Source organism: Flectobacillus longus, assembly GCF_030056705.1.
In the GTDB taxonomy this organism is placed as follows: Bacteria; Bacteroidota; Bacteroidia; order Cytophagales; family Spirosomataceae; genus Flectobacillus; species Flectobacillus longus.
In genome coordinates this window covers 243,706-260,698 of the sequence record NZ_JASHIC010000006.1, presented here as the reverse complement: position 1 = coordinate 260,698, position 16,993 = coordinate 243,706, and the positions used below count along the sequence as shown (strand labels likewise).

Sequence of the window (16,993 nt, the reverse complement as noted above, 5' to 3'; positions counted from 1 at the left end):
ACTTCTTTTCTTCGCTACAATTCCTTTCCCGTCGTTTGGGAGTGCAAAATTCCCACTTTATTCCCAACCATCCAAATCTTTTTGACACTATTTTTAAAAGTTTTTTGTAAGTCGTTGATTAGTAGAATCATACTATTGAAAGTTTTTTACCTAGTATAAAACACTCAAATGAGTGCATTTGAATATGCCTTTTTTAGGTACAAAAAGAACCCTCAATAATACAAAATAAAAAATCCTCACCTTAATCAAAAGATGAGGATTTCAATTGAAATATTTCTCAATATCCTTATTCAGCTAAGAATGGATACTTATAATCTGTTGGAGATACAAAGTTTTCTTTGATTGTTCGTGGAGAAACCCAACGTAAAAGGTTTAATGATGAACCTGCTTTATCGTTTGTACCAGAAGCACGCCCACCACCAAATGGTTGTTGCCCTACCACTGCACCTGTTGGCTTATCATTAATATAGAAGTTACCAGCAGCGTTTGTCAGCTTTTGGGTAGCTAATTCTATTGCATAACGATCTTGAGAGAAGATAGCACCAGTTAAGGCATAAGGAGATGTTGTATCTACTAAATGCAATGTTTCCTCAAACTGATCGTCTTCATATAAGTAAATCGTGAGAACAGGTCCAAAGATTTCCTCTGTCATTGTGGTGAACTTAGGATCTTCAGTTAAGATAACTGTTGGTTGAATAAAATATCCCTTTGACTTATCATAGCTTCCACCAGCAATTACTTTAGCTGTATCACTATTTTTTGCCAAATCTATATAAGAAGCTATTTTATCAAAAGCTTTCTCATCTATGACAGCTGTTACAAAGTTTGAGAAATCCTCTACGCTACCCATTTTCAATTCTGCAAGATCTTTTGAGAAATACTCCCAAGTAGATTCCCACAGTGATTTTGGAATATAGGCACGAGATGCCGCAGAACATTTTTGTCCTTGGAATTCGAAAGCTCCTCTCAATAAACCAACCGCTAATGCTTTTGGATCAGCTGAAGCATGAGCTACAACAAAGTCCTTCCCACCTGTTTCTCCCACAATTCTTGGATATGATTTATATATATGGATATTCTCTCCGATTGTTTTCCAAATATGTTGGAATACTTTAGTTGAACCCGTAAAGTGAACACCCGCAAATTCAGGATGACGGAAAGCGATATCCCCTGTTAAAGGACCATCTGTATATATAAGGTTAATAACGCCATCTGGAAGACCTGCTTCTTTTAAGATTTTCATCAAAACATAAGCTGAATAAATCTGAGTTGGAGAAGGTTTCCATACTACAACGTTACCCATCAAGGCTGCTGAAGCTGGAAGATTCCCTGCAATAGCAGTAAAGTTGAATGGAGTTACGGCAAAAACAAAACCCTCAAGAGGTCTGTATTCAGATCTGTTCCAAACGTACTCAGAAGATTCTGGCTGTTGTGCATAAATTTGAGTAGCAAAATGAGCGTTAAATCTTAAGAAGTCGATCCACTCACATGCTGAGTCAATTTCTGCTTGAAAAGCATTTTTCGATTGTCCTAACATCGTAGCAGCATTTAACTCCATGCGATATTTTGAAGCAGACAAGTCAGCGGCCTTCAAGAAAATTGATACACGATGTTCCCAAGACATATTAGCCCATTTTTCACGAGCAGCCAAGGATGAGTCAATTGCTTTGTTGACATGAGACGCATCGCCCTCATAGTAATATCCCAGGATATGTTGGTGGTCATGTGGACTTGTTAAAGGAAGTCTTTTTCCTTCTTTAAGTTCTTCAGAACCGATAAACATAGGAACCTCGATTACTTGAGATTTCATTTCAGCAAGCTTTGCTTTCAATGAAACTCTTTCTTTACTATTAGGAGCATACCCTAAGATAGGTTCGTTCTTGGGAGTTGGTACATTAAAAAATCCTATGGACATTTGATGAAGTATTTAAATTACACAATTCAAAGTTACGGAGTTGTTTTGGTTCCTCCAACCCTACCATAACTAAGTATTTATAAAGGAATAATGCTAGAACGATAAATATGGTTCTAGTTTTTGGATTATATCTGGCGTTAGAAGTTTAATGGCTTTTAAATCTTGAATAGACTGAAATTTTCCGTGTTGATTTCGGAAGTTGATAATGGCTTTTGCAATGTATGGTTTTAAATAAGGATGTTTCATTTGTTCGAATGAAGATTCATTAATATTAATTTTCCGAACTTGAGGGTTACTTATATAACCATATTTGAGTATTTCATCTACCACTAAGGAATCTAAGCCATATACTTCTCGTATCTGAGTAGTGCTAACGAAGTTGCCAAGTATATCTCGGTATTTAACAATCCGAGCAGCCAATTTGCTTCCTATTCCCTTTAGTTGGATTAATCTTGTGGTATCTACCGCATTCAAATCAAATTTTGCAGGTGTTTTGGGCGTTTTTTCTTGCAGAATGAATGAACGTTTGGCAAACTTATCGTTTTGAGGAACGGATATAGTGATGTATGGTATCAATTTTTGATAAAGTGTTTCTGGAAAACCATAAACCTTGAGTAAATCATCTTTCTTATAAAACTTTCCTCCTTTGCTTTTGAAACGGTCTATTCTTTTAGCAAGCCACTGTGGCATACCTAATTCTTCCAATTCTTCAACACTTGCAATATTAGGGTCAAATGAATGAAGTCGAATTGGAGCAATTGAATGAGCCTCCTCTTCTTTTTTCTCAAAATTTTTAAAGCGACTAGGAGGATTTTCGGCAGTTTCAATCAATGACACTAATTCTGCATTTTGATTGAGTTGATTTTGTGTAAAAGCTATGGAAGGTTTGCTTGGGGATAACCATATATATAAGTGAATAGAAAGATAGGTGAATAATAACATCAATAGTAATATAAAACCTTTTGCTTCGGTACGATTGTAGCCAAAGGCATACTGAATCCACTGTATCCATTGTTTTTTCATAAGGCTGAACTTGTTTTTAGGTGAAGATTTAACTGAAAGTTATACAATTGAAGAGACATTTTGAAGTTTATTCGAGACTTTCTAGTGCCAATATGCTGAATTATATAATGTTTAAAATAATTTTGTACCACAAATTGTCCATCAATTTCAATTGCTAATATCTCGACGAGCACTCTGTAAGCAAAGAAGTTAGCAACGATTTAACCAAAAAACGAGAATATGATACTTTATAGTACCAAGCATGCAAGCCCAGATGTATCGTTGGAAGAGGCGGTATTTAGAGGACTTCCCCCTGATAATGGATTGTATATGCCTTATGAAATACCTACATTACCAAAAAGCTTCTTTGACACCATTGGTGATTTAAGTATTTCGGAAATAGCATTTGAAGTAGCAAAAGCTTTGTTGGGTAACGATGTACCTGAAAGTGATTTAAAAGGTATCATCGAACGTTCAATCAACTTTGAAGCTCCATTGGTTGGCATTGAGCCTAACAAATATGTACTTGAATTGTTCCATGGACCGTCTATGGCATTCAAGGATTTTGGTGCTAGATTTATGGCAGCATTGATGTCTTATTTCTTACAAAAATCTCATCAAGATATTCATATTCTTGTAGCAACTTCAGGCGACACAGGAGGAGCTGTAGCACAAGGATTTTATAATACACCTGGTATCAAGGTTACGATTTTGTATCCTACAGGAAAAGTATCAGATATTCAAGAAAAGCAATTGACCACTCTAGGAGGAAATGTTACCGCTTTGGAAGTTGATGGTACATTTGATGACTGTCAGAGCTTAGTGAAACAAGCCTTTTTGGATCAAGAGCTTTCGTCTAAATACAATTTGGCATCGGCAAACTCGATTAATATTAGCCGATTGATACCTCAATCGTTTTATTATTTCAATGCTTATGCACAGTTGAAAAAAGCGGGTGTGGATAAACCAGTAGTGTTCTGTGTACCAAGTGGTAATTTCGGTAATCTTTCAGCTGGACTTATTGCCCAAAAAATGGGGTTACCTGTGAAAATGTTTGTTGCGGCTACCAATATCAACAATATTGTTCCAAATTATCTTGCCAATGGCGTTTATGAGCCTCGCCCATCACAAGAAACGATTTCTAATGCTATGGATGTGGGCAACCCTTCTAACTTTATTCGTATGCAATTGTTGGCTGGTGATGCTTATGAAGAGGTAGTTAAACATATTGCTGGTGATTTTAGCAATGATGATGATACTAGAGTAACGATGAAAGAGGTATATGATAAAACAGGTTATATCATGTGTCCTCATACGGCTGTTGCTTACCGTGGGTTAAGCTCTTATATGACAGAATTAGGCGAAGATGTAACAGGAGTTTTATTATCTACGGCTCATTATGCTAAGTTTTTGGATGTGGTTGAGGGAACTCTGGGAACAACAGTACCTATTCCAGAACGCCTTTCGGCTTTGTTATCTAAAGAGAAAGTAGCGATTCCGATGAGTACCAAGTTTAGTGATTTTAAAAACTATTTATTACAATTATAATAAAAAAGGATGCCCAATTGGGCATCCTTTTTTTATTCGTACATAGATAATATTTCTTGTTGATATTTCGAATGAATAACCTTTCTTCTCAATTTTAAGGTTGGGGTAAGTTCGCCACTATCGATTGAGAATAATTTTGTTAGCAATACTACTTTTTTTACTTGTTCGTATTTGGCTACATTATTCATCAAATGTTTTACCTCTTCATCAAACTTCTCTAAAACTTTCGGTTGTTTCACCATTTCGTCGTTTGAACCACATGGAACCTCATGACGTACACACCATTCTTTCAAGGCATTAAATTCAGGAACGAGCAAAGCTGATGGAAACTTTTCGCCCTCGCCAACTACAATTGCCTGTTCTACAAAGATTGATTCCTTTAATTTATTCTCTAATAACTGTGGTGCTACATATTTTCCTCCAGAAGTTTTGAAGATTTCTTTCTTTCTATCTGTAATTTTCAAATATCTTCCTTCTGCAAACTCACCAATATCGCCTGTATGAAACCAGCCCTCTGAATCAATTACCTCATTGGTCAATTCTGGTTTGTTATAATAGCCTTTCATGATGCTTGGGCCTTTTACCAAAATTTCGCCATCTTCGGCAATTTTTACTTGAACATTTGGTAAAACAGTGCCCACACAACCAATTCTGAAGTCGGTAATAATACTAGATGAAATTACGGGAGAAGTTTCGGTAAGTCCATAACCTTCGACTATTGGTACGCCTGCTGCCCAAAATACCCTTGAAAGACGAGGTTGTAAGGCAGCAGAGCCTGAAGCTATAAATTTGATATTTCCTCCTAAAGCTTCTTGCCACTTACTGAAAATCAATTTTCTGGCTATTTTAAGCTGGATATCATATACCAAACCCATTTCTTTCATTGGGTCATATTTTAGTCCAAGATTTAATGCCCAGAAAAACAGTGATTTTTTGACTCCAGTCAACTCATATCCTTTTGCTACAATTTTATCATATACTTTTTCTAGTAATCTTGGAACTGTTGCAAAGACGTGTGGTTTTACTTCTTTAAGGTTATCTGCAATGGTATCCATGCTTTCGGCATAATAAACCGAAACGCCATAACGTAAAAAAACATAAACATCGGTACGCTCGTAGATGTGACATAATGGCAAAAAACTCAATGCTCTATCTCCAGCTTCTAATTCTAAATGTTTTCCTTTGATAAGTCCTTCAACATTGGCAATGATATTGTTGTGTGTCAGCATCACACCCTTAGGTTTTCCAGTTGTTCCAGAAGTATAGATTAGTGTCAATAAATCATCAGGATGAACTGCCGACTTATGCGCTTCAAGAGATGCCACGTCATCATTCTGGGCTATTTCTAGTACTTCTGTCCAATGTTTTGCCCCAGCAATTTTATCAAAAGTATAGATAGCTTCAACAGAATCGAGTCCTTTACTGGCTTCGGTTGACTTTTTCAATAAGTTTTCATCAGAGACAAAAATCATTTTAATATCCGCATCTGAGAAAATGTAATGATAGTCTTCAATTGTGATTGTTGGATACATAGGTACAGACACTGCACCTATTTGCTGGATTCCTAACTCAACAAAATTCCATTCTGGCCTGTTGTTTGAAATCAATGCAATTTTATCATTAGGTTTTACACCAAGTTTCAACAATCCTAGGCTTATCTTATTTACAGTATCTATTACCTCTTGAGCACCGTATTTTCTCCAATTGCCTTGGATTTTACAAGCAAAAACGTCCTCTTTATTCAGTGGTTTAACACAAGTTTCTAATAGGTCAAAAACTCGTGTTGCAGTTTGGTGATTTTTCATATTCGATAGCTTGCTTATTGACGAGACACCAATCTTTATTTAATACAATTTAAACAAGATTAAGCACAATTCATTTTCTCAAAGATAATAGGTTGTAGAAATTAAAAATAGTATGCGTGCATAATTTTTTTAATATTTTTTCACTTAATCTTATTATTTACAAAAGCTTATAAAAAATAAAAAGGATAGGTAAAAAAGCCCTATCCTTTTTGTATGCGTTATTTTGGTATTTTCATGGTACTAATTTCACCGTTTGATTGCACATAGTTTAGTTCGTACGGTTTAGTTCCAGACTGATTTATTAGACGCCCCTCTTTTGTTGGAAAGTCATTTTCGAATACCGCTTCTAAATAAATGTTATTAGAAAAGTAATATATCCCATTTCCGCTTCGCTTACCACTTTCATACATACCTTCAAATAGCTTATTTCCATCTGATTTGAATTGTACTCCAATTCCTTCTCTTATTCCATTTTTCCACATTCCTTTATAACTTCCTTGAGATTTGTGGATATAGTATCCATATCCATTGATGCAATCGCCTTCTACACAGCCATACTTTCCAACTTCTACATTTGAATCTATTTTTTTTGCCTCTGGCTGTGGATAAGTGTTCAAGTTCTCAGAAGAGACTATCTTATCATCATCTGAAGCAGTTTTATCAGAAATAATAACTTCGTTGTTTTGATACGCTACGACATTTTTTTCTTCCTTTCGTTTTTCTTCAAGCCATCCTTTTGCGATTGCTTTCATACGTTGCGAGCGTGGTGGGTGTGTAGTTGTCCACACTTCTTCTTGGAAATACTGCATGGCAAGTTGTGCTTCCTCAAGGGTTGCGCCCATCTTATAGAGCGTTGCACCCGAAAACTCGTCTGCTTCTAGTTCTTTTTGATGCTGACTTCCTTTTTGACTAGTTGGGTGATAATACACTAGGTGACCTACCTCATGGGCTAATATAGAAATGGCTGCCCAGTCCTTCTGCGTTACTTTATGAACTCTTTGCAAAAAACTTCTATCATATATAATATAAGGTACTCCTTCCACAAGTGTGGCATAGCAATTATCTGTATTAGGGCATTCCATCATTTGAAATGGATTTCTAGAAAGGTGCATCAATTCTGTAATCTTTTTAACTTCTCTTTCCGCTCGGCTACTTCCATATCCCATTACAGAGTTACATAAATCACTTTCATTGACTTTTTTACCATAATAGTGACAAATAAAAAGAGGGGACGATATAGTTCGGTTTTGTCCACAAACACCAGTGGATATCGTTATTCCGAGTAGGAATACACAACATTGTGTATAAAATGTCTTCATTGTGGATAAGATATAAATTAGGTTCTAGAAAGTTTTATAAAAAAGGAGGTTCGTATATACATACGAACCTCCTAATTACGTGATTTTCATTTAATTTATTGTATCACCTCTCAAATTTCTAAATCTCTTTCGAGCGTCAGCGCCATAAATACTTCCAGGATACTTTGTCAATAACTCTTGGTATAGTTTCATTGCTTTAGCAGGTTGGTTTTTCTTTTCCTGATACGTCTTCGCCAATATATACAAAGCATCATCTCCTAATATATCTGTTGGAAACTTTTCCACAATTTTTTCTAATTGTTCAATTGCTTCATCTAACTTTCCTTCCTTTAAATAAGTGGTTGCCATTAAGTACATAAATTCGTCTTCGAGTGGGTGTCCTTTATGTTTTTTGACCAAATTTTTCATTTCTGACATAGCTTCTTCATTTCTATGTTGAAAAAGCATCAATTCTATATTGGCATAGTCTTTTAGCGCTTGGTCTGTGGTATCGATACCTGTATTATCTTGAATCAGAAGGCTTAAATTCATGGCATCATTTGCAATTTCGCGAGTGGTAGCCTGTTTTAGAATATCCAACACATCCTTTGCTAATTCAAAATCGCCTTTGAAATAAGATAATTTAGCATTACGAAGTTTGGCTTCGTATCCCATCGGACTGTCTTTCTCTGATTTTTCTACTTGTGAATAAAGCAAGGTTGCTTCCCATGGCTCAGACTTCAGAACGTAAATATCACCAAGGTCTAGTTTACACTTATCCACGAACTCCTTATTGCCTGTGGATAACTTTATCGCACTTTCAAGTACTGCAATAGCTGTATCTTTTTCATTTAGGTAAAAACCGTATAAAAGACCTTTACTTCGTAATGCCTCTAGTGTTCTTTGGTTTATTCCTAATTCATTTAGAAGTTTAGTATATTCCTGAATCAAGATTCTAATATCACTCTGATTGACAGGATAGGTATTTTTGATAACTTCTTCTTTCGAGTTTATCAACACCCTTCTCCAAAGTGGATAATTTTGTTGCTTTGGATATTCTTTTACCAAATATTCAAAAACTTTGCCTGCACTACTGAAATCTTTGTTCTGATACGCTACAAAACCTAAGTCGGCTACCTGAGCACCTTCACGCTTATATCGCTTGTCTAATGCCCTTGCTTGAATGAAAGCGTTGAAAAATTCCTTCTTCTGAGTAAGGTGCCAAATCAACATTTCGCTGAAATAGGGATCTTCTGGAAATTTCTGAACTTTGGCATACAAAACCTTTTCTAAAAGCGCTTGATCATTTTCGTCTCTAAGCTCGTCTTGTAGCATTCCTTGAAGGATTTCTCGGTTTTCGATATCTCGCCCAAAATTCAGGTATTCCTCAAGCATTTCTTGAGGTTTTCCAGCGAGTTTGTACAATCTACCTACCTGAAGTGAAAACTTACTGATATCCTTAAAATAAAGCCTATTTTTCTCAATCAGATTAATAGCCAAATCATACTGTTGATAACTACTCAATTCATTCACCATTTTGAGCGTTAACTCATCAGTAACTTTACATTTTTCGAGTATTTGATTATAGAGTTTATCTGCTTCCTCTTTTTTCTTCTGTTCTTCCAACAAATGTGCATAATCGAGTATATAAAACGGATTTCCATCAGACCACTTGATTTGCTTTTTCAAAAACTTTTCAGCTTCATCCACCTGTTTCAATTTGTACAATGTCTGAAGATAAGGTTTATGAATACTCCCAGCGATGTCTTTGTTTTTAGCCAATTTTTGAAAAATGCTTTTTGCTTTTTCGTATTCTCCAGCTTTCACATATTCGATACCTAATTCCACATCTTGTCCACTTGCCTGGTATATTCCCATAAATAGGAAAAAAGCAAAGCACATAAATTTGAAAAAAGGACGATTTAACACACACACTTCACTTTTCATATTTTAGGCGTTAAAGATTAAAGATTCATTTCAGTTTTCAACACAACATAATATTTATAATATTTATTTTTTTAAATTTTTAAAAAGAAAGAATTTCTATTATGCTTATTATACTGTGGATTTGTGGAATACTTTTGTGAAAATATATTTTCACGTTACAATGTGAATAACCTTAATTTTATGCACACTTAATATTTAATTTATATACAATTAAATTATTGTTTATCAGATAATTAACAAAAAATGGCATTTATCCACAGGTTACTTGTGTGGATAAATAGGCCTTTTTAAGCGAAGTGTTTATTGGGGGATAAATGGTGTTTTTCTATTGTATAACTACTCAAGTTATACACCTTGCCATTTGGTGTTATTTTCTTTCCACAAACACTTTAATTCTTTCCACAATTTTTGTACCTAAAAAAGGGCTATTTATCCACAGAAATTATACAGTCTTACACCGAAAAAAGACACTTATCCACAATTTGCTTAATTATCATCTATTTTGAAGTCAAATCCTGACAGTTCGAAGTTCTGTTTGAGCTTAATCTTGTCTTTGATATGCAAAATTTCTTCTCCAGTGATATTTTTATCCACATTTGCCATGTCCCAACGCCCATTCTTGTTAGAATCTACTATTAATCGTATCGAGTAAATACCTGGTGTCAAAAAATCAAATGTGTACTTCCCTGTTTTTGTGTGGATAAGTTCTCTTATGACCTCTTTTTTATCATTTAATATCTGTACAATGCACTGTTTTCCTTTTGGATTGTTGATAAGTCCTTCTATTAAACCATAATTTTCAGGATCTCGTAGCGGATTAAGCTGCTTGACAATCTTGTTGGTATCACCTTCTATCGACTGAAATGTATTTATGGGAATCTCAAGGGACAAAAACTCCTTTGGTTTTGGCGCTTCAGGGATTTTCAACAATACTTCTGTTTTATCCACATTCCATGAAAAATGCTTTTCAAGAATATCTACCTTTTTGAGGGTATCATTCAGTATTTTAATTTTTTTCCAATCGAAGGTTCCTATTGGTTTACTGAATTTGATGGTATAACCAACTTCTTTCAAATCAACTTGTTGATTATTTTGTGGACTCACTTCATATTTAAACTCTTCTACAAATGAATCTTCTTTTTTACCTTTTGCTTTGAACTTGATTTTCTGCTTAAAATCAAACTTCCTATCCAGTGAATCCACAACGGTCATAGCGATCTTGATAGTATCTTGACTTACTTTCTTCAAATTATACACACGTACCATATTCTTTTCTACAAGTTGGTAAGGAATACTATCTTGAGGATTTTCAAATTTGATGTCGACTTTTTTGATACCCTTGTTCAACTCCACATAGTAATAGTTAGTGGTTGTGCGTGTTTTACTCACCTTTACTGGAGAGTTATCTGCCTTGGCCACCTTAATTTTTAGTCCACTGACACTTTTACTAAGTTGCAGTGTATCAGTTATAAAGCCAATTTTTTCCTTTGTTTCATCATATAGAAGGTTACTGTTAACATCGGTAATAGCATAAATTCTGTACTTCCCTTCCGCTACGTTCTCAATTCTGAAATTTCCTGTACTATCTGTTTTTGTAAAATAGTAAGGCTTCATCTTATTGATTTTTAGTGTATCCGAATATCTGTACACTCCGACGGTAGCGTCTAATAGCCCTTTATTCTCGATAATATCTTCGACATTTCCTTCTATAGATAGTGAGTCAATCACCCCGCCAGTACTAAATACAATTCTTACGTTTTTGGCTGGGTTTCTTTCAGTTATGTCCTTAATGGCCTCTCTAAAATTGAAACTATAGGTAGTATTTGGCTGAAAGGCATCTTCAAAAGTAATACGAACACCTCTGGACATTGTTTTAGTAGTAAAAAAAGGCTCCATACTCGGCGTTATTAATAGCTGTTGTTGAAGGTTATCCACATTGATATACTCATCAAACTGAATCTCGATACTTTTTCCTTTATAGTTTTTGGACTGATTAGCTGGGATACTCATTACTAATTTTGGTGCGAGGGTGTCTTTTTTACCTCCTGTTGGTGCTACAACCTGTGCACAACTAAATAACGCTTCAATGAATAAGAATCCAAGAAAAGTTATCAATACTATGTTAATTATTCTCATGTGAATATGTTGAAAACTTTGTTGATAATAGAATCGTATGTGTATAACTTTTGCTATTATTTCGAAATTGTTTATTAACTAAGGGTTTAATACTAATAATTATCAACAAAAATAATCCCTCGGCAATATATAATCACCGAGGGATGTTGATAAATATGTTAATAAGTATTAAATCTGCAGTAAAATTATTAAATGTACTATTGAATACTACTTTTTCTCGAAGATATAGATGATGCTTGAGTAATTATTGTTCTGCTTCGCTCCTACCCTATTTGATTTGAGTCCGCTCAAAAATGATTCTACGTAATTGGTTTTTCCTTGTTGGTATTTTGTTGAAAGCATACTTACATAGAATGAATCAAATTTCATAGGCAAATGCTCTTTCAGTTTGAATCCATGGTTTTCGAAAAGCTGTTGGATACAATTTCTTGAAAAATGATATAGGTGCCTTGGCACATCATAAGCTGCCCAATGCTCTTGATATATTTGGGCATCTTTAGATTCATGATTAGGAACTGCTATGATTACCTTTCCATTCTGAGTAGATTTGTTCTTTAAGAATTCTATAGTTTCGTTTAATAAATGAACATGCTCTAATACATGCCACATCGTAATGATGTCAAATTGTTGATCTTGATATGAGCCAAGAATTTCTGAAGGAATAGAAATCTGATTAATTTCTTCTGCCATTTTTCGAGCGCCATCACTGGGCTCTACTCCTGATACTTTCCAACCATTCGATTTTGCGGCATTCAAAAACATTCCTGTTCCACAACCAATATCGAGTAGGCTACCTTGTTTGCCTCCGTTGAGTTTATTGATTAAATCTACTTTTTGCTGAAGTGTTATTTTTCTTACTTGGTGGTAGATTTTTGAAATGATTCCCTTCGAGGTATTACTATGCGAAATGTAGTTTTCGGATTGATAGTATTTCCCTATGGTGTCCGCTGTGGGTCTTGGATTAGTAAATTTGAAGCCACATTTTTGACAAGATACAATATCAAACTTTTCATGACTTACTGTAAAGTCCTCACAGGTAATATATTTTTGGGTTTGGGTATGCTGGCAAACTGGACACTTCTCTAGTAATTCTTGCATCGTATTCTGGATTATGTTGATACAACAAATATACTAAATCTCTATTTATACTTTGGGTTGGAATATTTGATGAAAGTAAAATGTGTTGAACTTCTATTTTTTTACTTCGTAAATGGAAGAGTGTATTCAGATATTGATTCTTATTTTGATGTATATCTATATAGGATAGAAATCTCTATTTATTTGAACGACTCTAGTACTTTAATTAAACACAAAAGCCACTGTTGAAACAGTGGCCTTCTTTAAATGTATTATTCAATACAGAATCAAGTTGAACAAATTTTAAGCTAGTAATTATAACTTATCGTCCCATAAATACCATAAGTACAGAAATATCAGAAGCTGAAACACCACTAATTCTGGATGCTTGTCCGATAGTTGCTGGTCTGATTTTGCTTAACTTTTGTCTTCCTTCAATTGAAATGGCTGAAAGTCTACTATAGTCAAAATCTGTTGGAATTGCCAAATCTTCTAGCTTTTGCATTTTATCAACCATCTGTTGTTCCTTCTCAATATAGCTTTCGTATTTAATATTGATTTCGGCTTGCTCTAAAGTTTCTTCAGGATATTGTTCCAAATATTCAGAAATCTCTTCACTTAGATTTTTGATTTCTGCGAGTGTTACATTTGGACGTCTCAAAAGGTTTAATAACGAAGTACCTTCCTTGAGAGGAGCAGTTCCAATGGCTTCTAGTTTTTCGTTAACTTCAGCAGGTTTTACTTTTTTATGTTTTAATTCATTTACAAGTTGAGCAGTTGTTTCTTTTTTTGCTTTAACTTTTTGTAAACGTTCATCTGAAGCTAATCCAATATTATATCCTCTTTCTGTCAATCGAATATCAGCATTGTCTTGACGAAGCAAAGTTCTATATTCAGCTCTTGATGTAAACATGCGGTATGGCTCTTCGGTACCTTTGTTGATAAGATCATCGATTAGTACACCAATGTATGCTTCTGAACGGGATAATACAAAATCCTCTTTATCATGAGCTCTTTGGTGTGCATTGATACCCGCCATTAAACCTTGACATGCTGCTTCTTCATAGCCTGTAGTTCCATTAATTTGACCAGCAAAGAATAAATTACTAATCAATTTTGTCTCTAAAGTTTGTTTCAGCTGTGTTGGAGGGAAATAATCATATTCAATCGCATAGCCTGGACGGAACATTCTTACATTCTCAAAACCTGGAATTTTTTTCAAGGCTGCATATTGTACGTCTTCTGGCAATGAAGTTGAGAAACCATTCACATAAACCTCTACTGTATTCCAACCTTCTGGTTCCACAAAAATTTGATGACGTTCTTTTTCGGCAAAGCGGTTAATCTTATCCTCTACCGATGGGCAATATCTTGGACCAAGTCCTTTGATACGTCCTGCAAACATCGGAGATTTTTCAAAACCAGTTTTTAAGACATCATGAACTTCTTGATTAGTATAAGTAATCCAACAGCTTCTTTGCTCTTTTAGCGGTTCTGTGTCTAAATAGGAAAATTTAGCAGGATTTTCGTCTCCTTTTTGTTCTTCCATTTTAGAGTAATCCAAACTGCGAGCATCTACTCTTGGAGGAGTCCCTGTTTTCATTCTACCAGCTTCAAAGCCAAGTTCCACTAATTGCTCTGTGATTCCTGTTGCTTTTCCTTCGGCTGTTCTACCACCTCCAAAGTTTTTTTCACCAATATGAATCAATCCATTCAAGAATGTTCCATTTGTTAGTACGACAGATTTTGCTCGGAATTCTATCCCAAGTTGAGTCTTTACCCCAACTACTTGGTTATTTTCCACTATTAATCCTGAAACCATTTCTTGCCAGAAATCTACATTCAGATTTCTTTCAAGAGCTAATCTCCATTCTTCTGCAAATCGCATACGGTCAGACTGGCAACGTGGCGACCACATAGCAGGACCTTTTGAGCGATTCAACATTCTAAATTGAATCATGGTTTTATCAGAAATAATTCCTGACATACCACCAAGTGCATCTACCTCTCTTACGATTTGTCCTTTTGCCACGCCACCCATTGCAGGGTTGCATGACATTTGAGCAATCGTATTCATATTCATGGTAATTAGTAGCACTTTAGAACCCATAGTTGCGGCAGCGTGTGCAGCTTCGCATCCTGCGTGTCCAGCTCCAACTACTATTATGTCATAGTTACTGTGCATCTTATTTATGTTGTTTACTAATTGGTTTTCTTTTTTGTTGTTATAAATTTTCCTATTTGTGCTTTATTTGAACATGATTTGTTAAAATAAAATCAAAATGTGATTTATTGCAGTTTTGTGAAACGTGAAAATTCAGACATTGATTTTTTGTAAATGTTCCACGTGGAGACTTTTTTCAAAACTACTTATTTGGCAAAATCTGTACGGAATAGTTGAATATACTTTGATTCAATTACTCTCATTTCTGCCTCTTCTTCATCGGTATGGTCATCATAGCCACAGAGGTGAAGAAGACCATGTGCTAGAACTCTGAGTATTTCATCATCAAACTGCACGTTTAAATCTTTGGCGTTGTCTTGAACACGTTCCACACTTACAAAGATGTCCCCTTCAATGGTTTCTTCTTCTTCTGAATTATCAAAGGTGATAATGTCAGTTAAGGTGTCGTGGTCTAAGTACTCAACATTGATTTGATGAAGATAGTTGTCTGAGCAAAAGATATAGTTGAGATTACCCATCCTAAATCCCTCTAATTCAGCTACTTTTTTCAACCACGATTTGGTCTTTACTTTATGTTTCAAATTGAATGAGATGTCCTCATTAAAGAATGTAATCATATCGATAAATATTTACCTTGGATGTCTTAATAATAGAGAGTCAAAAGATTTGCTGTTTGTAAAAGCGGTTTGGTATGAGCTTTGATGCAAAAGCCTACAAAGATACTACATAAATTTGATGTAGTGAAAATCAAACAATTAGAACGATACTTTGTATCTTAGTTTTTTAGAAAAAGTAGTTTTTAAATTTATGAAACGCCATCTATCACTAATCGTTTTATTATTATTTACTCAAGTATGTGTTTCTGAAGCACAGAAAGATAATCTCAGAAGAGATGAGCAAGTATTGGGTATGCCACTGCCTAATAACTGTGATAAGATTATTTATGCTGTTACGCTTCCTGGTGTGATTTTGTCGTTGGGTACACAAGACCAAAATCAAGATCGAGTGGAAATGACTGCCCTCCTACCCTTTCGTTGCAATGCTATAGCAAAAACTTTTAACAATAAAATTCTTGCAGTTGAAGCAGATAAAAATATCGCTGTACCTGTGTATGAATTTAGTCCTTCTACTAAAACAGGCAAATACACTAAATGGAAATTACCATCTCATAACGATGGAGGCTGGATTTCAGGAGGAACTGATGTTTTAGGTCGTATTTATTTTGCTACAACCACGATGAAATATATGGTTAGAATAGATTTGAGACTGAACGATGTAGAAGTGATTTGGAGCTCAAAAGAAAAAATAGATGGAGGAAATAAAATTACTTGTGCAGAAGGATGTAATTTTTATGTGAATGAAAAATCTGAAATCCTTATCAAAGAAAATAAGAAAAACATCAGCTACAAGGTGATTGCAAATGAAAGCCCGTATTTGTATGAAACTAGAACGATGGAAGGCTTTTTTAATACAATTACCGTAAATGACTGGTATGAATATCATGGTGATAAACAACTGGGTAGTTCTATGTTTGTCTTAAGAGATGGCATAATGACCTTCAAAGATGGTGATTATCGACCTAAAACGATGAAGGTAGATACGCTCAGGTTTGGGATTGTAACGGATATTGCTGGTTGTGATGCTAAAGAAAATAAAAAGCCAAGAATTATCATTAATGAAAAAAGAGAAAAAGAAATCCTTGAAGCTGCCACTAAAAAAGAAAGTATAAGATTAGAAAAAATATTATTTAAGTTGGGACTATCAGAGTTACAAACTACCTCATATCAAGAATTGGATGAATTAGTAATGATTCTTTTGAAAAATAAACAGCTAAAAATCTTATTAGAAGGACACACTGATATATCAGGAGATGCAGATGATAATTTCAAACTATCCATTGAGCGTGTAAATACTTGTAGAGATTACTTAGTAAAATATGGAGTAAGTCCTACAAGAATCAACACAAAAGGATATGGAGGTACCAAGCCATTGGTGAAGGTAGGAAGTGAAAGTGAACGAGCCGTGAATCGAAGAGTTGAAATAAAGTTTGTAGAATAAAAAAAGGCCAGCGTTCGCTGGC

Annotated in this window: 11 protein-coding genes; 2 read left to right on the top strand and 9 right to left on the bottom strand. The window is 34.9% G+C overall.

All coding sequences use genetic code 11. The annotated features are described in order from the left end of the window. Positions 1 to 286: 286 nt before the first annotated feature. On the bottom strand, positions 287 to 1,915 hold the full coding sequence (gene pruA, locus QM491_RS06365; protein ID WP_283326469.1) for an L-glutamate gamma-semialdehyde dehydrogenase: 1,629 nt from the start codon (positions 1,913 to 1,915) through the stop codon (positions 287 to 289). Positions 1,916 to 2,008: 93 nt separating this feature from the next. After that, positions 2,009 to 2,938, bottom strand: a complete 930-nt coding sequence (locus QM491_RS06360) for a ComEA family DNA-binding protein (protein ID WP_283326468.1) — start codon at positions 2,936 to 2,938, stop codon at positions 2,009 to 2,011. A 219-nt stretch (positions 2,939 to 3,157) separates the two neighbouring features. Between QM491_RS06360 and thrC the strand changes: the two genes are divergently transcribed. Next, positions 3,158 to 4,465 carry a threonine synthase gene (gene thrC / locus QM491_RS06355; RefSeq protein WP_283326467.1) on the top strand — a complete coding sequence of 436 codons (1,308 nt, stop codon included), beginning with the start codon at positions 3,158 to 3,160 and terminating at the stop codon, positions 4,463 to 4,465. 32 nt (positions 4,466 to 4,497) lie between these two features. On the opposite strand, the gene QM491_RS06350 is transcribed toward thrC, so the two are convergent. The 7 genes from QM491_RS06350 to ybeY form a co-directional block, all read right to left on the bottom strand. Then, on the bottom strand, positions 4,498 to 6,270 hold the full coding sequence (locus QM491_RS06350; RefSeq protein WP_283326465.1) for an AMP-dependent synthetase/ligase: 1,773 nt from the start codon (positions 6,268 to 6,270) through the stop codon (positions 4,498 to 4,500). Between the two features lie 218 nt (positions 6,271 to 6,488). Then, positions 6,489 to 7,589 carry a M48 family metalloprotease gene (locus tag QM491_RS06345; RefSeq protein WP_283326464.1) on the bottom strand — a complete coding sequence of 367 codons (1,101 nt, stop codon included), beginning with the start codon at positions 7,587 to 7,589 and terminating at the stop codon, positions 6,489 to 6,491. Positions 7,590 to 7,679: 90 nt separating this feature from the next. Beyond that, positions 7,680 to 9,446: a tetratricopeptide repeat protein gene (locus tag QM491_RS06340; protein WP_283326462.1), complete on the bottom strand. Its 1,767-nt coding sequence runs from the start codon at positions 9,444 to 9,446 to the stop codon at positions 7,680 to 7,682. A 555-nt stretch (positions 9,447 to 10,001) separates the two neighbouring features. Further along, positions 10,002 to 11,651, bottom strand: coding sequence for an Ig-like domain-containing domain (locus tag QM491_RS06335; protein ID WP_283326461.1), 1,650 nt, complete (start codon positions 11,649 to 11,651; stop codon positions 10,002 to 10,004). Positions 11,652 to 11,858: 207 nt separating this feature from the next. After that, positions 11,859 to 12,749: a methyltransferase domain-containing protein gene (locus QM491_RS06330; protein WP_283326459.1), complete on the bottom strand. Its 891-nt coding sequence runs from the start codon at positions 12,747 to 12,749 to the stop codon at positions 11,859 to 11,861. Between the two features lie 301 nt (positions 12,750 to 13,050). After that, positions 13,051 to 14,913, bottom strand: coding sequence for a tRNA uridine-5-carboxymethylaminomethyl(34) synthesis enzyme MnmG (gene mnmG / locus QM491_RS06325; RefSeq protein ID WP_283326458.1), 1,863 nt, complete (start codon positions 14,911 to 14,913; stop codon positions 13,051 to 13,053). Positions 14,914 to 15,098: 185 nt separating this feature from the next. Continuing rightward, complete coding sequence (gene ybeY / locus QM491_RS06320; protein ID WP_283326456.1) at positions 15,099 to 15,530, bottom strand: rRNA maturation RNase YbeY; 432 nt, start codon at positions 15,528 to 15,530, stop codon at positions 15,099 to 15,101. 190 nt (positions 15,531 to 15,720) lie between these two features. Here ybeY and QM491_RS06315 point away from each other — a divergent pair, with 190 nt between their 5' ends. Continuing rightward, positions 15,721 to 16,971, top strand: coding sequence for an OmpA family protein (locus QM491_RS06315; RefSeq protein WP_283326455.1), 1,251 nt, complete (start codon positions 15,721 to 15,723; stop codon positions 16,969 to 16,971). The last annotated feature ends 22 nt before the right edge of the window (positions 16,972 to 16,993 follow it).

Bases quoted from the DNA above. Each gene is read 5' to 3' on its own strand.
- pruA (WP_283326469.1), bottom strand. From the start codon at position 1,915: ATGTCCATAGGATTTTTTAATGTACCAACTCCCAAGAACGAACCTATC.
- QM491_RS06360 (WP_283326468.1), bottom strand. From the start codon at position 2,938: ATGAAAAAACAATGGATACAGTGGATTCAGTATGCCTTTGGCTACAAT.
- thrC (WP_283326467.1), top strand. From the start codon at position 3,158: ATGATACTTTATAGTACCAAGCATGCAAGCCCAGATGTATCGTTGGAA.
- QM491_RS06350 (WP_283326465.1), bottom strand. From the start codon at position 6,270: ATGAAAAATCACCAAACTGCAACACGAGTTTTTGACCTATTAGAAACT.
- QM491_RS06345 (WP_283326464.1), bottom strand. From the start codon at position 7,589: ATGAAGACATTTTATACACAATGTTGTGTATTCCTACTCGGAATAACG.
- QM491_RS06340 (WP_283326462.1), bottom strand. From the start codon at position 9,446: ATGGGAATATACCAGGCAAGTGGACAAGATGTGGAATTAGGTATCGAA.
- QM491_RS06335 (WP_283326461.1), bottom strand. From the start codon at position 11,651: ATGAGAATAATTAACATAGTATTGATAACTTTTCTTGGATTCTTATTC.
- QM491_RS06330 (WP_283326459.1), bottom strand. From the start codon at position 12,749: ATGCAAGAATTACTAGAGAAGTGTCCAGTTTGCCAGCATACCCAAACC.
- mnmG (WP_283326458.1), bottom strand. From the start codon at position 14,913: ATGCACAGTAACTATGACATAATAGTAGTTGGAGCTGGACACGCAGGA.
- ybeY (WP_283326456.1), bottom strand. From the start codon at position 15,530: ATGATTACATTCTTTAATGAGGACATCTCATTCAATTTGAAACATAAA.
- QM491_RS06315 (WP_283326455.1), top strand. From the start codon at position 15,721: ATGAAACGCCATCTATCACTAATCGTTTTATTATTATTTACTCAAGTA.